Origin of the sequence: Streptomyces albiaxialis, from assembly GCF_039530985.1 — a bacterium.
In the GTDB taxonomy this organism is placed as follows: domain Bacteria; phylum Actinomycetota; class Actinomycetes; order Streptomycetales; family Streptomycetaceae; genus Streptomyces; species Streptomyces albiaxialis.
On record NZ_BAAAPE010000002.1, the window covers coordinates 105857 to 122516 of the forward strand.

18 protein-coding genes are annotated in these 16660 nt (G+C 74.4%); 9 read left to right on the forward strand and 9 right to left on the reverse strand.

The genetic code is table 11. The features are described 5' to 3' along the window. The first annotated feature begins 28 nt into the window (after nucleotides 1-28). Together ABD343_RS05440 and ABD343_RS05445 are read left to right on the forward strand one after the other, a co-directional pair. Nucleotides 29-874, forward strand: a complete 846-nt coding sequence (locus ABD343_RS05440) for a DeoR/GlpR family DNA-binding transcription regulator (protein WP_344524604.1) — start codon at nucleotides 29-31, stop codon at nucleotides 872-874. A gap of 65 nt (nucleotides 875-939) precedes the next feature. Further along, nucleotides 940-1422 (forward strand): SRPBCC family protein, encoded by a 483-nt coding sequence (locus ABD343_RS05445; RefSeq protein WP_344524606.1) that lies wholly within the window; start codon nucleotides 940-942, stop codon nucleotides 1420-1422. A gap of 24 nt (nucleotides 1423-1446) precedes the next feature. Here the strand turns inward: ABD343_RS05445 and ABD343_RS05450 are convergent, their stop codons facing one another. Next, nucleotides 1447-2592 (reverse strand): PLP-dependent cysteine synthase family protein, encoded by a 1146-nt coding sequence (locus ABD343_RS05450; protein ID WP_344525556.1) that lies wholly within the window; start codon nucleotides 2590-2592, stop codon nucleotides 1447-1449. 136 nt (nucleotides 2593-2728) lie between these two features. On the opposite strand from ABD343_RS05450, the gene ABD343_RS05455 reads away from it, so the two are divergent. Together ABD343_RS05455 and ABD343_RS05460 are read left to right on the forward strand one after the other, a co-directional pair. Further along, complete coding sequence (locus ABD343_RS05455) at nucleotides 2729-3040, forward strand: hypothetical protein (RefSeq protein WP_344524608.1); 312 nt, start codon at nucleotides 2729-2731, stop codon at nucleotides 3038-3040. Between the two features lie 131 nt (nucleotides 3041-3171). After that, nucleotides 3172-3744, forward strand: a complete 573-nt coding sequence (locus tag ABD343_RS05460; RefSeq protein WP_344524610.1) for an ATP-binding protein — start codon at nucleotides 3172-3174, stop codon at nucleotides 3742-3744. 72 nt (nucleotides 3745-3816) lie between these two features. On the opposite strand, the gene ABD343_RS05465 is transcribed toward ABD343_RS05460, so the two are convergent. The 3 genes from ABD343_RS05465 to ABD343_RS05475 are packed head-to-tail and all read right to left on the reverse strand — an operon-like array spanning nucleotide 3817 to nucleotide 7522. After that, nucleotides 3817-6396 carry an ABC transporter permease gene (locus ABD343_RS05465; RefSeq protein ID WP_344524612.1) on the reverse strand — a complete coding sequence of 860 codons (2580 nt, stop codon included), beginning with the start codon at nucleotides 6394-6396 and terminating at the stop codon, nucleotides 3817-3819. Next, nucleotides 6393-7190: an ABC transporter ATP-binding protein gene (locus ABD343_RS05470; RefSeq protein WP_344524614.1), complete on the reverse strand. Its 798-nt coding sequence runs from the start codon at nucleotides 7188-7190 to the stop codon at nucleotides 6393-6395. The genes ABD343_RS05465 and ABD343_RS05470 overlap by 4 nt, the downstream gene beginning before the upstream one ends. Continuing rightward, complete coding sequence (locus ABD343_RS05475) at nucleotides 7190-7522, reverse strand: SHOCT domain-containing protein (RefSeq protein WP_344524616.1); 333 nt, start codon at nucleotides 7520-7522, stop codon at nucleotides 7190-7192. The genes ABD343_RS05470 and ABD343_RS05475 overlap by 1 nt, the downstream gene beginning before the upstream one ends. Before the next feature lie 221 nt (nucleotides 7523-7743). On the opposite strand from ABD343_RS05475, the gene ABD343_RS05480 reads away from it, so the two are divergent. Together ABD343_RS05480 and ABD343_RS05485 are read left to right on the forward strand one after the other, a co-directional pair. Beyond that, nucleotides 7744-8736, forward strand: coding sequence for a GlxA family transcriptional regulator (locus tag ABD343_RS05480; RefSeq protein WP_344524618.1), 993 nt, complete (start codon nucleotides 7744-7746; stop codon nucleotides 8734-8736). Nucleotides 8737-8820: 84 nt separating this feature from the next. Continuing rightward, nucleotides 8821-9444 (forward strand): isochorismatase family protein, encoded by a 624-nt coding sequence (locus ABD343_RS05485; protein WP_344524620.1) that lies wholly within the window; start codon nucleotides 8821-8823, stop codon nucleotides 9442-9444. A gap of 94 nt (nucleotides 9445-9538) precedes the next feature. Here ABD343_RS05485 and ABD343_RS05490 read toward each other — a convergent pair whose 3' ends face one another. The 4 genes from ABD343_RS05490 to ABD343_RS05505 are packed head-to-tail and all read right to left on the reverse strand — an operon-like array spanning nucleotide 9539 to nucleotide 13255. After that, nucleotides 9539-10213 carry a response regulator gene (locus ABD343_RS05490; RefSeq protein WP_344524622.1) on the reverse strand — a complete coding sequence of 225 codons (675 nt, stop codon included), beginning with the start codon at nucleotides 10211-10213 and terminating at the stop codon, nucleotides 9539-9541. Continuing rightward, nucleotides 10210-11430 carry a sensor histidine kinase gene (locus ABD343_RS05495; protein WP_344524624.1) on the reverse strand — a complete coding sequence of 407 codons (1221 nt, stop codon included), beginning with the start codon at nucleotides 11428-11430 and terminating at the stop codon, nucleotides 10210-10212. Before ABD343_RS05495 ends, ABD343_RS05490 begins: the two co-directional genes overlap by 4 nt. Before the next feature lie 59 nt (nucleotides 11431-11489). Beyond that, nucleotides 11490-12008 (reverse strand): GNAT family N-acetyltransferase, encoded by a 519-nt coding sequence (locus ABD343_RS05500; RefSeq protein ID WP_344524626.1) that lies wholly within the window; start codon nucleotides 12006-12008, stop codon nucleotides 11490-11492. A gap of 8 nt (nucleotides 12009-12016) precedes the next feature. Next, complete coding sequence (locus ABD343_RS05505; protein ID WP_344524628.1) at nucleotides 12017-13255, reverse strand: ROK family protein; 1239 nt, start codon at nucleotides 13253-13255, stop codon at nucleotides 12017-12019. A 17-nt stretch (nucleotides 13256-13272) separates the two neighbouring features. On the opposite strand from ABD343_RS05505, the gene ABD343_RS05510 reads away from it, so the two are divergent. The 3 genes from ABD343_RS05510 (at nucleotide 13273) to ABD343_RS05520 (ending at nucleotide 15981) form a co-directional block, all read left to right on the forward strand. Continuing rightward, complete coding sequence (locus ABD343_RS05510; RefSeq protein WP_344524630.1) at nucleotides 13273-14517, forward strand: MFS transporter; 1245 nt, start codon at nucleotides 13273-13275, stop codon at nucleotides 14515-14517. A gap of 86 nt (nucleotides 14518-14603) precedes the next feature. After that, nucleotides 14604-15482 carry an alpha/beta fold hydrolase gene (locus tag ABD343_RS05515; protein WP_344524632.1) on the forward strand — a complete coding sequence of 293 codons (879 nt, stop codon included), beginning with the start codon at nucleotides 14604-14606 and terminating at the stop codon, nucleotides 15480-15482. A 22-nt stretch (nucleotides 15483-15504) separates the two neighbouring features. Then, the gene (locus ABD343_RS05520) at nucleotides 15505-15981 is read left to right on the forward strand and encodes a DUF4442 domain-containing protein (RefSeq protein WP_344524634.1); all 477 of its coding nucleotides are present in this window, start codon (nucleotides 15505-15507) and stop codon (nucleotides 15979-15981) included. A 7-nt stretch (nucleotides 15982-15988) separates the two neighbouring features. On the opposite strand, the gene ABD343_RS05525 is transcribed toward ABD343_RS05520, so the two are convergent. Then, nucleotides 15989-16654 carry a response regulator transcription factor gene (locus ABD343_RS05525; RefSeq protein ID WP_344524636.1) on the reverse strand — a complete coding sequence of 222 codons (666 nt, stop codon included), beginning with the start codon at nucleotides 16652-16654 and terminating at the stop codon, nucleotides 15989-15991. Nucleotides 16655-16660 lie beyond the last annotated feature (6 nt).

A 16660-nucleotide genomic window follows, 5' to 3' on the forward strand; every position in this document is an offset into this window, starting at 1 on the left:
ACGAGGGACCGAAGGGACGGACCGAGCGGTGAGCGACAACCAGAACCTCCTCGCCGAGCAGCGGCGCGCGCTGATCCTGGAGGAGGTGCGGCGGCGCGGCGGCGCGCGGGTCAACGAACTCACGCGCAAGCTCAGCGTGTCGGACATGACGGTCCGCCGCGATCTGGACGCCCTGGCCCGTCAGGGGGCGCTGGAGAAGGTCCACGGCGGCGCGGTGCCGGTGGCCGAGGCGAGCACGCACGAACCGGGGTTCGAGGCGAAGTCGTCGATGGAGCTGAGCGCCAAGGAGGACATCGCGCGGGTCGCGGCCTCGATGGCCCAGCCGGGCAGCGCGATCGCGCTCTCCGGCGGCACGACGACGTACGCGCTGGCGCAGCATCTGCTGGACGTGCCGAACCTGACGGTGGTCACCAACTCGGTCCGGGTCGCCGATGTCTTCCACAGCGCGCAGCGCTCGTCGGGCGGGGTGCCGTCGGGCCGTCCGGGCGCGGCGACGGTGGTGCTGACGGGCGGGGTGCGCACGCCGTCGGACTCGCTGGTGGGCTCGGTCGCCGACGCCGCGATCCGCTCGCTCCACTTCGACGTGCTGTTCCTGGGCGTGCACGGGATATCCGTGGAGGCCGGGCTGTCCACGCCGAACCTCGCGGAGGCCGAGACGAACCGCCGGTTCGTGGGCTCGGCGCGCCGGGTGATCGTGGTCGCCGACCACACCAAGTGGGGGACGGTGGGCCTGAGTTCGTTCGCGTCGCTGGAGCAGGTGGACACACTGGTGACGGACGGGGGGCTGCCGCCGGAGGCGCGGACCGAGATCCAGGAGCACCTGCCCGAGCTGGTGGTCGCGGGAGAGGCCGGGGGCGGTCCCGGGGAGGGCTGAGCGCGCGGGGCGCAGTAGGGTGTGCGGCTCGTACGCCCGTTCGCGCTCTCCTTGGGGGTAGGCCCATGGCACGCCGACTGCGTCCCGTCGAGCTGGACTTCGCCGACACCGCACCGCTGCGGCTCTCCTTCACCGGGGACGTGGGCGCCACCAGGGAATCGGTCTACCGGGCGCTGGCGGAGGAGGTGGCGGACTGGCCGCGCTGGTTCTCCGCCGTGACCGAGGTGACGCCCGCCGACGAGGGGCGGGGGCGGTTCGTGCGGCTCAGGGGCGGGGGCTTCTTCCGCGAGACGATCATGGCGGCGCAGCCGGTGGAGCGGTACGCGTACCGGGTCGACGAGACGAACGCGCCCGGCGTGCGCGCGATGCTGGAGGACTGGACGCTCGCCGTCTCGCCCTCGGGCGGCACGCGGCTGCGCTGGACGATGGCGGTCGACGGCGGCCCCGCGCTGCGGGCCGCCCTGCGGCTGGCCCGCCCCGGGGTGGCCCGCTCGTTCCGCGGGGCCGTGCGCGGCCTCGACGCGCGCCTGCGGGCCCGGGTGCGCTGAGCCCGCCCGCCCCGGGACCGGGGGCTACTCCCGCCACTCCCCCGTCGCCAGGAAGCGGTCCAGCGTCCGGGTGTACGGGGCGATGTCGAGGCCCTGCGCGGCGAGCCAGCCGTCGGAGTAGTACTTGTCGAGGTAGCGGTCGCCCGGGTCGCACAGGAGCGTGACGACGCTGCCCGTACGGCCCTCGGCGCGCATCTCGGCGACGATCCGCAGCGCGCTCCACAGTCCCGTCCCGGTGGAGCCGCCCGCCTTGCGGCCCATGGCGGCCTCCAGCGCCCGTACGGCGGCGACGCTGGCGGCGTCGGGGACCTTCATCATCCGGTCGACGGCGGCGGGGACGAAGCTCGGCTCCATGCGGGGCCGTCCGATGCCCTCGATGCGGGAGGCGGCGTCGCTGGTGGCGTCGGGGTCGCCGCGCGTCCAGCCGTCGAAGAAGCAGGAGTTCTCCGGGTCGGGGACGCAGACGCGGGTGTCGTACTGCATGTAGTGGACGTAGCGGGCGAAGGTGGCGGAGGTGCCGCCGGTACCCGCCGTGGCCACGATCCAGGCGGGCTCGGGGAACCGCTCGGCGCGGAGCTGGTGGAAGGTGGATTCCGCGATGTTGTTGTTGCCCCGCCAGTCGGTGGCCCGCTCGGCGTAGGTGAACTGATCCAGGAAGTGGCCGCCGGTCTCCGCCGCGAGGGCCGCCGAGACCTCGTACACGGTGCGGGGGTCGTCCACGAGGTGGCACCGGCCGCCGTGGAACTCGATCAGCCGGGTCTTCTCGGTGCTCGTCGTGCGGGGCATCACCGCGATGAAGGGCACGCCGATCAGCTTGGCGAAGTACGCCTCGCTGACGGCGGTGGAGCCGCTGGACGCCTCGATCACGGGCCTGCCGGGCCGTATCCAGCCGTTGCAGAGTCCGTAGAGGAACAGCGAGCGTGCCAGGCGGTGTTTGAGGCTGCCGGTGGGGTGCGTCGACTCGTCCTTGAGATACAGGTCGATGCCCCAGTGCTCGGGGAGCGGGAACGCCAGCAGGTGGGTGTCGGCGCTGCGGCCGCTCTCGGCCCTGACCTTGCGCACGGCCTCCTTGAGCCAGGCCCGGTACTCGGGGTCACTGCGGTCCACGTCGGCTGTCGGGACGGGGGTGGCGTCAGGGGCGGGTTCGGTGGTGCTCACGAAGCCGATCATAAATCGGTACTGGTAGACCGGCCCGGACACGGGCAGACTCCCCGCAGCAGGGGTACGGGTACGGGCTGCCCGGCGGGGTGTACGGCCGAGGCGCGAGGGTACCCGTGCCGGGACGAACCGGTGGGAGGCGGTCGAGGTGACGGAACCCGAGTTCGACGCGGCGGGGGTCCGGATACGACGGATGCTGCGCTCTCTGACCCGGGCCGGTCACGTGCTCGTACGGGACGGCCAGTTGGTGCTGATGACGAGCTACGGCAGCGAGATCGACAGCGCGCCGGTGGAGCACGTGCGGCTGAGCGGCTACGGCGTACGGGACCAGGTCCTGGCGACGCTCGGCCGGAATCGCTACGTCCTGCGCTTCGGGCTCGGTCACCGCGAGGGGCTGATCAACGCCGTGCGGACGGCCCGTGCGAAGGCCGCCGCCGAGCGCGGGGTGCTCGGGCAGTGAGCCGAGGGTGATCCGGCGGGCACTCCCCGTTTGCCACCCGGTGCGACCGCTCCCATGCTGGGTTTGTTGCGTGCGTCACACGTGATCCGCTCCCGCCCTCGCGGGCAGGCCCTCACCAGGGAGTCACAGTCGTGATCAGTCCACCGAGCAGCACCAGCGTCCACACGGTCCCCGGCAGGCACTGCGCCGTGGAGTTCCAGGCCCTGCCCTCGCGCATCGGACAGGTGCGCAGAATCGTCTCGGCACAGTTGCGCTACTGGCGGCTCGATCCCCTGATCGACCCGGCGGCGCTCGGGGTGACCGAGCTGCTGTCGAACGTCCACCGGCACGCGGGGAGCGACAAGCACTGCACGGTGGAGATCGCCCTGGCCTGGGACCGGCTCACCGTCTCGGTGCGCGACCGGGACCCGCGGCTGCCGCGCGTACGGTCGTCCCGGAACGGGCTCGACACCAGCGGCCGGGGGCTGGCGCTCGTCGCCGCCGTCAGCGATAGCTGGGGCATGCGGGCGCAGCAGGACGGTTCGGGGAAGGTCGTCTGGTTCACGCTGCCCGCCGCGTTCGCCCCCGCGGGCTCCTCCCGGCAGCCGCGCCAGGCCCGCCCTGTCCGGCACGCGGACCGGGCGGGCGAGGCGTACAGCGCCGACGGCGACGCGGCTGCCGCTCCGAGGGAGCGACAGCCGCGTACCACGTCGCGGGCCTCCTGACGGGCCGCGGGGCCCCGCGCCGCGGAGGGCCGGGAGCGGCGCGCGCCCTCCCCTGCGGGGCGCGCGCCGCCGTCATTCGGCCGCGATGGCCCGGAGAACGTCGAGCCGTGCGGCCCTGCGTGCCGGGCGCCAGCCCGCCACCAGTCCCGCGGCGATCCCGACGAGCGCGACGACCGTGAGCTGCACGGGCGGCAGGGTGAAGGCGCTGATGCCCCTGCTGTCCGTGGCCTTGACGAGGGCCCACCCGAGGAAGCCGCCGAGGCCGAGCCCGCCGAGCGTGCCGAAGGCGGCGACGAGGACGGACTCCCAGCGGACCATCGAGCGCAATTGGGCCCGGGTCTGGCCGACCGAGCGCAGCAGGCCGAGTTCGCGGGTGCGCTCGTGGAGGGCCAGGGTGAGGGTGTTGGCGATGCCGAGCAGGGCGATGAGGACGGCCAGCGCGAGCAGGGCGTAGACGAGGGTGAGCATCATGTCGATGCCGCCCGCCGCCGACTGCGCGTACTCGTCGCGGGTCTGCACCTCGGGGTTGCCGTACTTCTCGGCGGTCTCCGCGACGGCGGCCTGACCCTCGTCCTGGGAGACGCCGTCGGCGAAGGTGACCGACAGCAGGCTGTCGGCGTCCTGGGTGCGGTGCGGCTTCCACGCCTCGTGCGTGATGACGTAGTCGCCCGTCAGTTCGCTCGTGCCGAAGACGGCCTTGACGGTGAAGCGCTGCTTCTGGCCGTCGGTGAAGGCGAGTTCGGCCGTGGAGCCGGGCTTCCAGCCGTGGTCCTCGGCCTTCCGCTCGGAGACCGCGATGCCGTCCTTGCCGAGGCCGTCCAGGGAGCCGTCGACTTTGCCGAGGTTCATGACGTCGGGCAGCTTCGCCGGGTCCGTGACGGTCAGCTCCTGGCCCGAGCCCTCGACGCGGGCCACGCCCTGGCCGAGGCCGAGCGCGGTGTCCACCTCGGGCAGCTTCTCCAGCGCGGGGCCGAGGCGGGGGCTGAGCCCACTGCCGCCCGCGCCGAAGCCGGGGGTGGAGACGGCGACGTCGCCCGCGAAGTTCCGCGCGACGGTCTCGTCCATCGTCGTCTTCAGCGAGGACGCGAAGACGGTGAAGAGGGAGACCACGGCGACGCCGATCATCAGCGCGGTCGCGGTGGCCGCGGTCCGCTTGGGGCTGCGCAGCGCGTTGCGCTGGGCCAGCGCCCCGGTGAGCCCGCGCAGCCGCGCCACGGGCCCGCCGAGCGCCCGTACGGCGAACGCGGCGGCCACCGGGCCCAGCACCACGAACGCGGCGAGCACGGCCACGGCGCCGGTCGCGGTGAGCGTCACCGACGGGTCGCCGGTGCCCGCGCCGAGGACGGCCGCCGCGATGCCGCCCGCGCCGAGCGCGACGCCGGTGACGGTGCGTGCCCGGGGGACCCGTACGGTCTCGGCGGACGTCTCGCGCAGGGCCGCCAGCGGGGCCGTGCGGCCCGCGCGTACGGCGGGCAGCAGTGCGGAGCCGAGGCAGACGAGGAAGCCGACGCCGAGCGGCAGCAGCATCGAGACGCCGCCGATGACGAGCGGGCCCTCGGGGAACGGGAAGCCGATCGCGGGGAACAGCGCCTGGAGCCCGGCCGCGATGCCGATGCCCACGCCGAGCCCCACCGCGGAGGCCGCGAGGCCGACGACGGCGGCCTCGGCGAGCGTCGAGGCGAGCACCTGGCGCCGGGAGGCGCCCAGCGCGCGCAGCAGCGCGTTCTCGCGGGTGCGCTGGGCGACGACGATCGCGAAGGTGTTGTGGATCGAGAAGACCGCGACGAGCAGCGCGACGCCGGAGAAGACCAGCAGCAGGCTCGTGAAGAGGGTCAGGAACTGGCCGGACAGGTTGTCCAGGTTCTCCTCGGCGGACTCCTGTCCCGTGATGGCCTCGACGCCCTTCGGGAGCGTGGCCTCCAGAGAACGGGTCAGCTCCTCCTGGCTCGTGCCGTCCTGGGCGCGCACCTGGACGCTCGCGGCCATGCCGGGCTCGGGCATCAGGTACTTCTCGGCGTCCGCGCGGGTCATCCCGGTGAACGTCGTCTCGGCCATGCCGTCCTCGCCGCCGAAGGTGGCGATGCCGACGACCTTGACCTTGAGCGGGTCGGGGGTGCGCAGCGTGGCGGTGTCGCCGACCTTCAGGCCGCCGGTCTCGGCGGCGCCGCGGTTGATGACGACCTCGGCGTGCTGCCGGGGCGCGCGGCCCTCGGCCAGCTCGTACGGGTTGAGCTGCTTGTCCTTGATCCAGTTGCCCGCGAGGGTGGGCGGGCCCTCCCCGCCGACGGGCTCGCCGTCGGAGCCGACGAGCTGCCCCGAGCCCTGCACGCTGGGCTCGGCGGCGGCGACGCCGGGCGCCTTCTCCACGGCGCGCAGGGTGGCGTCCGTACGGAGCGGGCGGCGCGTGCCCATGGCGTCGTCGGCGGTGGTGATGACGTTGTCGCTGCGCACGACGGCGTCGGTGCCGCTCGTGGCGCCGCCGAACATGGAGTCGAAGCTCGCGCGCAGGGTGTCGCCCATGACGAGCGTCCCGGCGAGGAAGGCCACGCCGATCAGCACGGCCGAGAGGGTGCCCGCGAAGCGCCGCTTGTGCGTGCGCAGGGAGGCGAGGCTGAGCCGGACGGAGGCCCGGGCACTGCCGTTGGTGCTCATGTCGCCACCCCCGAGCGGTCCCTGCGGTCGTACTCCTTGAGGGCGTCCAGGACGCGTTCGGCCGTGGGCGCCTCCATGCGGCCCGCGAGCCGCCCGTCGGCGAGGAAGACGACCTCGTCGGCGTGGGCCGCGGCCACGGGGTCGTGGGTGACCATCACGACGGTGCGGTCCATCTGCCGTACGGCGCCGCCGAGCAGTCCGAGGACCTCCTCGCCGGAGCGCGAGTCGAGGTTGCCGGTGGGCTCGTCGGCGAAGACGACGTCGGGCCGTCCGGCGAACGCGCGGGCCACGGCGACGCGTTGCTGCTGTCCGCCGGACAGCTCGGCCGGCCGGTGGTGGAGCCGGTCGCGCAGGCCGACGACGTCGATCAGCGCGTCCGTCCACTCGGGGTCGGGGCGGTTGCCGGACAGGTCCTGCGGGAGGGTGATGTTCTCGGCGACGGTCAGGGTCGGCAGGAGGTTGAACGCCTGGAAGACGAACCCGACGCGTTCGCGGCGCAGCAGCGTGAGTCTCGTGTCGCCGAGCGCGCCGAGTTCGGTGCCGCCGATGTACGCCTCGCCGGAGGTGAGGGTGTCGAGCCCCGCCGCGCAGTGCATCAGGGTCGACTTGCCGGAGCCGGAGGGGCCCATGATCGCGGTGAAGCGCCCGGCCGTGAAGTCGAGGGTGACGCCGTCCAGGGCGCGGACCTCGGTGTCGCCGCTGCCGTAGACCTTGACGGCGCCGGCGACGCGGGCGGCGGCGGTCGTGCCGCCGGTGCCGCCCGTGCCGCCCGCCGGGGCTGTCGGGGCGGTCATCACGCGCCGCCCTTCCCGCCGCCGGAGCCCGCCGCCCTGTCCCGCGTGCTCTCGTTCAGCACGGAGAAGCGGCGCCAGTACTCGTCCTCGTCGATCTCGCCCTGTGCGAAGCGGCGGTCGAGGAGCCCGAGGGGGCTCTCGGAGCCGCCGGTGGCGCCCGGGCCGCCCGAAGCGTTCCGGGTCCAGGGGCCGCGCGGTCCGCCCCTGCCGCGCCACACGGTGCGCCGCAGCAGGAAGATCCCGCCCGCCACGACGAGTGCCCACATCAGGGGGAACAGCAGGATCCAGGGGCCGGGGCCGCCCCCGTCGTTCCAGTGCGCCAGGGTCTGCATGGTGCTCAGCTCCTCGGTAGCGGTTCGTTGTTCTCGCTACCGAGAGTGGCCGCGGGAGGGGGTCCCGGTCGTCGTACGGCCAGCGGCAGTGCGGCTGCTTCCCGCGGAGTACGCCGAGGGGTGCGGGCCTGCTCCCGGCCGCCGGGCACGCGGGGGCCGTGTCCGGATGTGACAGGGAATCGTCATTGCGGCCATGGCACGGGCGCGGCGAGGATGAGGGCATGCCCACTCCGCACCGGGTCGTCGTCGCGGTCTTCCCCGATGTCGATCTCCTCGACGTCACCGGCCCCGCCGAGGTCTTCTCGCTGGCCAACCGGGAGACCGGCGGCCGTGCCGGGTACGAGGTGCGCCTGGCGGGCCCCTCGGGCGGCGAGGTCCGTACGTCGGCGGGCGTACGGCTGGTCACCGACACGGCCTTCGCGGACGTCGGCGCGGAGGTGGACACGCTGCTGGTGCCGGGCGCGGTCGACATGACGGACGGCGGGCCCGTCGCGCGCATCGATCCCGCCGTGGTGGCGTGGGTGCGGGAGACCGCGCCGCACGCGCGCCGGGTGGCGTCGGTGTGCGTGGGCGCCCATGTGCTGGCGGCGGCGGGCCTGCTGGACGGGAAGACCGCGACGACGCACTGGTCGACGGCGGCCCAGCTCGCCGCCGAGCACCCCGGCGTCACGGTCGATCCCGACCCGATCTTCGTCCGTACGGACCGGGGACGGCTGTGGACCGGGGCGGGCATCAGCGCGTGCCTGGATCTCTCGCTGGCCCTCGTCGCGGAGGACCTGGGCGAGCAGACCGCGCTGGCGGTGGCCAGGAACCTGGTGCTGTACCTCAAACGGCAGGGCGGCCAGAGCCAGTTCTCCGTGCCGCTGAGCCGTCCCGCCGCGACGCGCCGGGACATCGACGAGCTGCGGCTGTGGATCGCCGAGCACCCCGGCGCCGACCTGTCCGCGCGGGCGCTGGCGGACCGGATGTGCCTGAGCGAACGGCACTTCGCGCGCGTCTTCAAGCAGGAGACGGGCACGAGCCCCGCCGCGTACGTCGAGGCGGCCCGGGTCGAGTCGGCCCGTCGGCTGCTGGAGACCACCGACTGCCCGCTCGGCCAGGTCGCGTCCGCCGCTGGGCTCGGCTCGGCGGAGACCCTGCACCGGGCGTTCCGCCGCCGGCTCGCCACCACCCCCGCGGCCTACCGCCGCAGGTTCCGCACGCGGGCCGCCTGAGCGGCCCGCCTCCTCTCCCGTAACCCCCGCGTGTGCGCGAGGCGGCCGCCTCGCCATGCCCCGACCCCTGAAGGAAGGTCCCCCATGAGCACGGACTCCGCTTCCACGACCCTGCGCGACGTGATCGGCCTGGACAGCACCCCGCCCCGGCTGCGCGACTCGGCGCTGGTCATGATCGATTTCCAGAACACCTATCGCACCGGCGTCATGGCCCTGGAAGGCGCCGACGAGGCCCTCGCGGCCGCCGCGCGCCTGCTGGAGCGGGCCCGCGCCGCGGGCACCCCGGTCGTCCACGTCGTCAACGACGGCGGCGAGGGCAGCCCGTACGACATCCGGGCGCACATCGGCGCCGTCTGCGACGCGGTGGCCCCGGTGGACGGGGAGCCGGTGGTGGTCAAGACGTTCCCCGACTCGTTCCACGCCACCGAGCTGGAGAAGACCCTGACCGGGCTGGGCTTCGGGCCCGGGAGCGGCAGGGATCTCGTGCTGGCCGGGTTCATGACGCACATGTGCGTCCAGTTCACCGCTCAGGGCGCGTTCAACCGGGGCTACCGGCCCACGGTCGTCGCCGAGGCCACGGCCACCCGCGCCCTCGCCGCGCCGGACGGCACCGTGCTGCCCGCGGCCGCCCTCCGCACGGCGGCGCTGACCACGGTCTCCGACATCTTCGGCCTCGTCGTCCCGACGGCGGACGGGCTCCCGGCCTGACCGCGCGGACGCCCGCGCACCGCGCCGGGTGTGCGGGCGTCCGCGGCGTGGCCCCGTGCCTCCGTGGTGCGCGGCCCGGGGAAGGGCGGCCGTCTCAGGTCCTGGCGGTCACGAGGCCCGACTCATAGGCGAGGACGACCAGTTGGGCGCGGTCGCGGGCGTGGAGCTTGGTCATGGCGCGGCTGACATGGGTCTTGGCGGTCGTGGGGCTGATGACCATGTGGGCGGCGATCTCGTCGTTGGACAGGCCGCGGGCCACCAGCGCGACGACCTCGCGCTCCCGGTTGGTGAGGACGTCGAGGCTGCCGTCGGTGCCCGCCGTGAGGTCCATCGGGCGTGAGACGTACTCGGAGATGAGCTTGCGGGTGATGGCGGGCGAGAGCAGCGCCTCCCCGCGCGCGGCCACGCGCACGGCGTGCAGCAGGTCGGCGGGTTCGATGTCCTTGACGAGGAAGCCGCAGGCCCCGGCGCGCAGGGCGTTGAACACGTACTCGTCCAGGCCGTAGTTGGTGAGGATCACGACGTGCACGCCGCTCAGCGCCGGGTCGGCGGCGATCAGGCGGGTGGCCTCGATGCCGTCCGAGACGGGCATCTGCACGTCGACGAGCGCGACGTCCGGGAGGTGCTCGGCGGCGAGCCGGACGGCCTCGCGCCCGTCCGCGCCCTCGCCGACGACCTCGATGTCGTCCTCGGCCTCCAGCAGCGCGCGGAAGCCGCCCCTGATGAGCGTCTGGTCGTCGACGAGCAGGACACGGATCGTCGGGGTCACCGGGGTGCCTCCTCGGGGAGCGGGCCGTCGCCGGCGGGGGCCGGGTCCCCGCGCCGGGCCAGGGGGAGCAGCGCGCGCACCGCGAAGCCGCCGTCCGGGCGGGCGCCCGCCTCCAGTTCGCCGCGCAGCGCGGTGACGCGCTCGCGCATGCCGATCAGTCCGGTGCCGGGCACGACGGGCCGCTCGGGCGAGGCGCGGCCGTCGTCCTCGACGCGGAGGTCCAGCCGTGCGGGCCCGTAGCCGACGGTGACCGTGGCGGTGGCCGAGGGGCCCGCGTGGCGGGCGGCGTTGGTGAGGGACTCCTGGATGATGCGGTACGCGGCGGTGTCCGTCTCCTCGGGCAGCGGGCGGCGCTCCCCGGTGACGGTGAGCGTGGCGCGCAGCCCCGCGGCGCGTGCCCGCTCCAGCAGCCGGTCGAGCCGGTCGAGGCCGCTGACGGAGGGCGCGGTGCCGTCCTCCGCGCCGTCGGCGGTACGGAGCACGCCGAGCGTGGAGCGCAGCTCGCGGGAGGCGTCGCCGCTGGCCTCCTGGATGGCGAGCAGCGCGGCGGGCACCTCCTCCCCGCGCTTGCGGGCGAGGTGGACGGCGACCCCGGCCTGGACCTTGATCACGGAGATGCTGTGGGTGAGGGAGTCGTGCAGCTCGCGCGCGATGCGCAGCCGCTCCTCGCCCGCGCGGCGCAGCGCGGCCTCCTCGCGGCTGCGCTCGGCGTCGGCGGCGCGCCGCTCGACCTGTTCGAGGTACGCCTCCCAGTTCCGCGCGGCCTGCCCGATCATCGCGGCGGCCACGATCCAGCCCGCGAGCAGGAACCGGGACTGGACGGCGTCGCGCACGGACTGGCCGCCGTCCCCGGTGAGCACCCCGCCCGCGATGGCGGCGGCCAGGGCCAGCACGGGGGCGAGGAGCGCCGCCTTGTGGCCGCGCCGCACGGCCGCGTACACGGCGGCGATGACGGGGAAGGCGACCACGTCGGCGGGGTGGTCGCGCACCTCGTACGCCGCGAGGCAGGCGCTGGCGAGCAGCAGGACGGGCACGGGGGCGCGGCGGGAGGCGAGCAGGGCGAGGCCCGGGACCACCATCAACGCGTATCCGTACGCGTCGAGTTCGGTGCCGGGCGTGCCCGGTTCGGTGAGCGCCGCGCCCAGTTCCAGCACGGTGACGCCGACGGCGAGCAGCACGTCCCGCATCCGGTCCCGCCACACCCGCTCCGCCTCCATGGGGGAACGGTAGCCGGGACCGGCCCGGCGCCACCTGCCGTCGGAGGAGGATTTCCGCACTACTCCGGCGGGAGTAGATCGCGCCGCATGCACACGCGCGGCCACCGGTCGAGCCCGTGCTCGGATTCGACGCGGCGGATCTCCCGCAGACCCGGGGTGAGTTCGGGCTCGCTCAGGGTCCGGAAGCCGCACCGCTCGTAGTACGGCGCGTTCCAGGGCACGTCGGTGAACGTGGTGAGGGTGAGCGCGGGCGCGTGGTCCCCGGCGGCGCGCTCCGCGATGTGCTCGATGAGGGCGCGTCCGATGCCGCGCCGGGCGTGGTCGGGATGGACCGAGATCTGCTCGATGTGGGCGTTCCCGTCGACCTTCTCGACCATCGCGTAGGCGACGGGTCCGCCGTCCGGGCCCTCGGCGACCCAGAGGCCCCCGGCGCGCGCGTACCCGTCGAGGGTGTCGAGCGCGGGGGGCTCGTCCTCGGCTATCTCGTCCATGCCGATGTCGCGGAACCAGCGTCCCGCCGCCCTTTCGATGTCCTGGAGGGCCGCCAGATCGTGGCGGTGCCCCGCTCTGATGCGCATGACGGCCATCATCCCAGGACACCGAGCGGGTCATCGAGTACGGGCTGCCAGGCCAGCTCGGCCGCGCCCACGAGGGAGTTGTGCGCGAGGGTGCCGGGCAGGATCGGCACGCTGCCGCTGCGGCCCCACAGGCTGCGGTCGGCGACGACGCCGCGCAGCCGCTCGCCGTCGGTCTCGACGAGGACCCGGTGCAGCCCGGCGAGCACGATGCGGTCCGGGTTGAGGATGTTCACCAGCCCGGCGAGGCCGAGGCCGAGGCGGTCGATGAGGAGGCCGGTGGCGTCCCGTACGGCCTGGTCGCTGTCGTACTCGGCACGGATCAGCTCGCCCGCCTGCTCCAGCAGCGAGGACTCGGGGCCCGCCGCGCGTCCGGCGGCGGTGAGCAGCGCCGCCGGGTCCGTCTCGATGTCCAGGCAGCCGCGGCTGCCGCAGTGGCAGGGGCGCCCCTCCGGGTCGACGGTCAGGTGACCGACCTCCAGCGCGAGCCCCGAACTCCCGGTGTGCAGGCGCCCGTCGAGCACCAGCGCGCCGCCCACGCCGCGGTGCCCGGTGCCGACGACGAGGAGGTGCCGGGCGCCGCGCCCGGCGCCGTGGCGGTGCTCGGCGAGGGCGGCGAGGTTGAGGTCGTTGCCGGTGAAGGCCGTGACCGGGGGCCGTCCCGAGGGGCCGGGGATCCCGGCCTCGTCCAGGCAGCGCTGGAAGATGTCCCGCACGGGCGCGCCCGCCTCCCAGGCGAGGTGCAGCGGGTTGAGCGCGGTGCCCTCGGGCTCGGCGACGGCGGAGGGCACGGCGAACCCGGCGCCCACGCAGCGCCGCCCGGTCTCCCGCAGCAACTCCGCGCCGGTGGCGACGACTTCGCCCAGCACGCGGGCCGGGTCGGCGTCGACGGTGCCGCAGCCGGGCGCGGTGGCGACGATACGGCCGCCGAGGCCGACGAGCGCGGCGCGGAAGCCGTCGGAGTGCACCTGGACGGCGAGCACGACGGGCCCGTCGGGGTCCACGGCGAGCCGGTGCGAGGGGCGGCCCTGGCTGCCGACGGGCGCGGTGGGGTGCGGGTCGACGGTGATGAGCCCGAGGGACTCCAGCTCGGCGGCGACGGCTCCCGCCGTCGCGCGGGTCACCCCCAGCTCGGCGGTGAGCACGGCGCGGGTCGGCGCCTGTCCGGTGTGGACGAGTTCCAGTGCGGGTCCGAGTGCCGAGCGCCCTCGCTCCAGCCTCGGTGGACGTGTTGTACGCGTCTGGGTCACTCCCCTATTCTCTCTTTGTGCCGACACTAAACAAAATGCGGTCGGCGCTCGCCGGTGCGATGGGGCGCGGCAGTGGTTCTCCGCCTGACTCCACCCTCCCGGACCTGCGCCGCTTTCGTGCCGCACTCACCGCGTATTTCGCCCTGGACGGCTTCGTCTTCGCGGGCTGGGTCGTCCGTATCCCCGCGATCAAGGAGCAGACGCACGCCTCGCCGAGCGCGCTCGGCCTCGCGCTGCTCGGCGTGTCGGCGGGGGCCGTGCTCACGATGGTGCTCACCGGACGGCTCTGCGCCCGCTTCGGCCACCAACCGGTCACCGTGGGCGCCGGGTTCCTGCTCGCCCTGAGCGTCGCGCTGCCGCCGCTGACGCACTCCGCGCTCGCGCTCGGGCTCGTCCTGCTGGTCTTCGGCGCCGCGTACGGCGGGATCAGCGTGGCCATGAACAGCGCGGCCGTCGATGTCGTCGCCGCGCTGCGGCGGCCCGTGATGCCCAGCTTCCACGCCGCGTTCAGCCTCGGCGGCATGCTCGGCGCGGGGCTCGGCGGCCTCGTCGCCGGGCACCTCTCCCCCGCCCGCCATCTGACGCTCCTCATGCTCGTCGCACTCGCCGTCGCCGCGCTCGGCGCCCGACCGCTGCTGCGCTGCTCCGTCCCGACGGCGGAACGCGCCGGGGCCGGGCCCCGCGAGGACGCGCCGGGGATGACGGGCCGCGCCGGACGGCTGGTCGCGGTGCTCGGGCTGATCGCGCTGTGCACCGCGTACGGGGAGGGCGCGCTGGCCGACTGGAGCGCCCTGCACCTCTCCGACGACCTGGGCGCGGGCGCGGGGCTCGCCGCGATGGGGTACTCGGTCTTCGCCGGGGCCATGACGGTGGGCCGCGCCTCGGGCACGGCGCTGCTCGAACGGCTCGGGCCGGGCCGTACGTTGATCGCGGGCGGCGCGCTGGCCTCCTTCGGGATGCTGCTGGGCTCGCTGGCGCCGTCGGTCTGGCTCGCGCTCGGCGGCTTCGTGCTGACGGGGCTCGGACTCGCGAACGTCTTCCCCATAGCCATCGGCCGCGCGGGCGCGCTGGCGGGCCCGCAGGGCGTCGCGGCGGCCTCCACGTTCGGCTACGGCGGCATCCTGCTCGGCCCGGTGGCGATCGGCTTCCTCGCCGACTGGTTCTCGCTGACGACGGCGCTGCTCACGGTCGCGGTGCTGGCCGCGTTCGCGTCAGTGGTCGCGTGGGCGACGCGGCACGCGGTGCTGCCGGAGGGCACGTAGGGGTCCCGGCCGGACTGGCCAGATCCTTTCACTTGCTGTCGCCCCGGCCAATGGAACGGCGGGCCGGCCGGGGCCAGAGTGGAGGCATGACACAGACGCGCACCACCGGCAACTGGCACCTGGACCGCACCTTCGACAGCTCCTCCGGCACCGTCCGCTGGGCGGCCCTCGGCGAGCCAGGCCTCCCGCCCGTCGTACTGATGCACGGCACCCCCTGGTCCTCGTACACCTGGCGCGCCGTCGCCCGCGCGCTGGCGCCGCGCCACCGGGTGTACGTCTGGGACATGCCGGGGTACGGGTCCTCGGCCAAGTTCGAGGGCCAGGACGTCTCGCTGGGCGCGCAGGCGCGCGTCTTCACCGAGCTGCTGGAGCACTGGCGCGCGGAGGAGGGGCTGGAGCGGCCCGCCGTCCTCGCGCACGACTTCGGCGGCACGGTCGCGGCACGCGCCCACCTGCTGCACGGCGCCGCGTACGAGCGGCTCGCGCTGGTCGACGTCGTGGTCGCCTTCGACTCCTGGGGCTCCCCCACCTACAAGCTGATGGGCGCCCACCCGGAGATCTTCGGGCAGCTCCCGCCCGCGCTGCACGAGGCGCTCGTCCGCGAGTACATCGCCTCGGCGAGCTTCCCCGGCCTGCGCGGCGACGTGCACGACGCGCTCGTCGAGCCGTGGCTCGGCGCGGACGGCGCGCCCGCTTTCTTCCGCCAGATCGCCCAGAACGACCACCGCTGGACGGAGGAGGCCGAGCACCACTACGGCGAGATCGACATCCCCGTGCTGGTCTGCTGGGGCACCGAGGACCAGTGGATCCCGGCGGCGAACGGGCGGAAGCTCGCCGACCGCATCCCCGGCGCCCGGCTCCGGCTCATCGAGCGCGCCGGCCATCTCGTCCCGGAGGACGCCCCCGCCGAGCTGACCGCGGCGCTGGACGGGTTCCTGCGCGAAGCGTCTATTACTGGCCGGTAATAAACGTGGTAGCTTCCCGTCCATGAGCAAGACCCTGCGCACGCCCAAGGGCCTTCGGCACGTCATGTCCTGGTGGCCGCCGTACCGCTTCGCGGGCATCAAGGTGCTGAGCATCGCCGACGACTGGAGCAGCGCCCGCGTACGGCTGCGGCTGGGCCGTCTCAACCGCAACTACTTCGGCACCCAGTTCGGCGGCAGCCTCTACTCGATGAGCGACCCCTTCTGGGTGCTGCTCACGGTCAACCGGCTGGGCCGGGACTACGTGGTGTGGGACAAGGCCGGGGAGATCGAGTACGTCGCGCCCGGGCGCGGCGACGTCTTCGCGGAGTTCACGCTCACCGAGGACCGCCTCGACGAGATCCGCGCCGCCACGGCCGACGGCTCCAAGGCACTCCCCTGGTTCGAGTCGGAGATCACGGCGGCGGACGGCACGGTCGTCGCGCGCGTGCGCAAGCAGATCTACGTGCGCCGCAAGAAGGACCGCCGCCCCGCCCCGTAGCCGGTCCTCAGCCCAGCCAGCCGGGGCGGACCAGCCCCGACTCGTAGGCGAGGACGACGAGCTGGGCCCGGTCGCGGGCGCCGAGCTTGACCATGGTGCGGCTCACATGGGTCTTGGCCGTGAGAGGCGAGACGACGAGGCGGCGCGCGATCTCCTCGTTGGAGAGCCCGATGCCGACGAGGGCCATCACCTCGCGCTCCCGCTCGGTGAGTTCGGCGAGGCCCTCGGCGGCGGCCGGTTCCTTGGAACGGGCCGCGAACTCCTCGATCAGACGGCGCGTCACCCCGGGCGACAGCAGCGCGTCGCCGTCGACCACGGCCCGCACGGCGCGTACGAGTTCCTCGGGCTCGGTGTCCTTCACGAGGAAGCCCGAGGCTCCGGAGCGGATCGCCTCGAAGACGTACTCGTCCAGCTCGAAGGTGGTCAGCATGACGACCTTCACCCCGGCCAGCTCGGGGTCGCCGGTGATCCTGCGGGTCGCGGCGAGGCCGTCCACGAGCGGCATGCGGATGTCCATCAGGACGAGGTCCGGGGCGAGTTCGCGCACCTTGGCCACGGCCTCCTCGCCGTCGGCGGCCTCGCCCGCGACCTCGATGTCGGGCTGGGCGTCGAGCAGGGCGCGGAATCCGGCGCGGACGAGCACCTGGTCGTCGGCGAGCAGTACGCGGATCAACGGAAC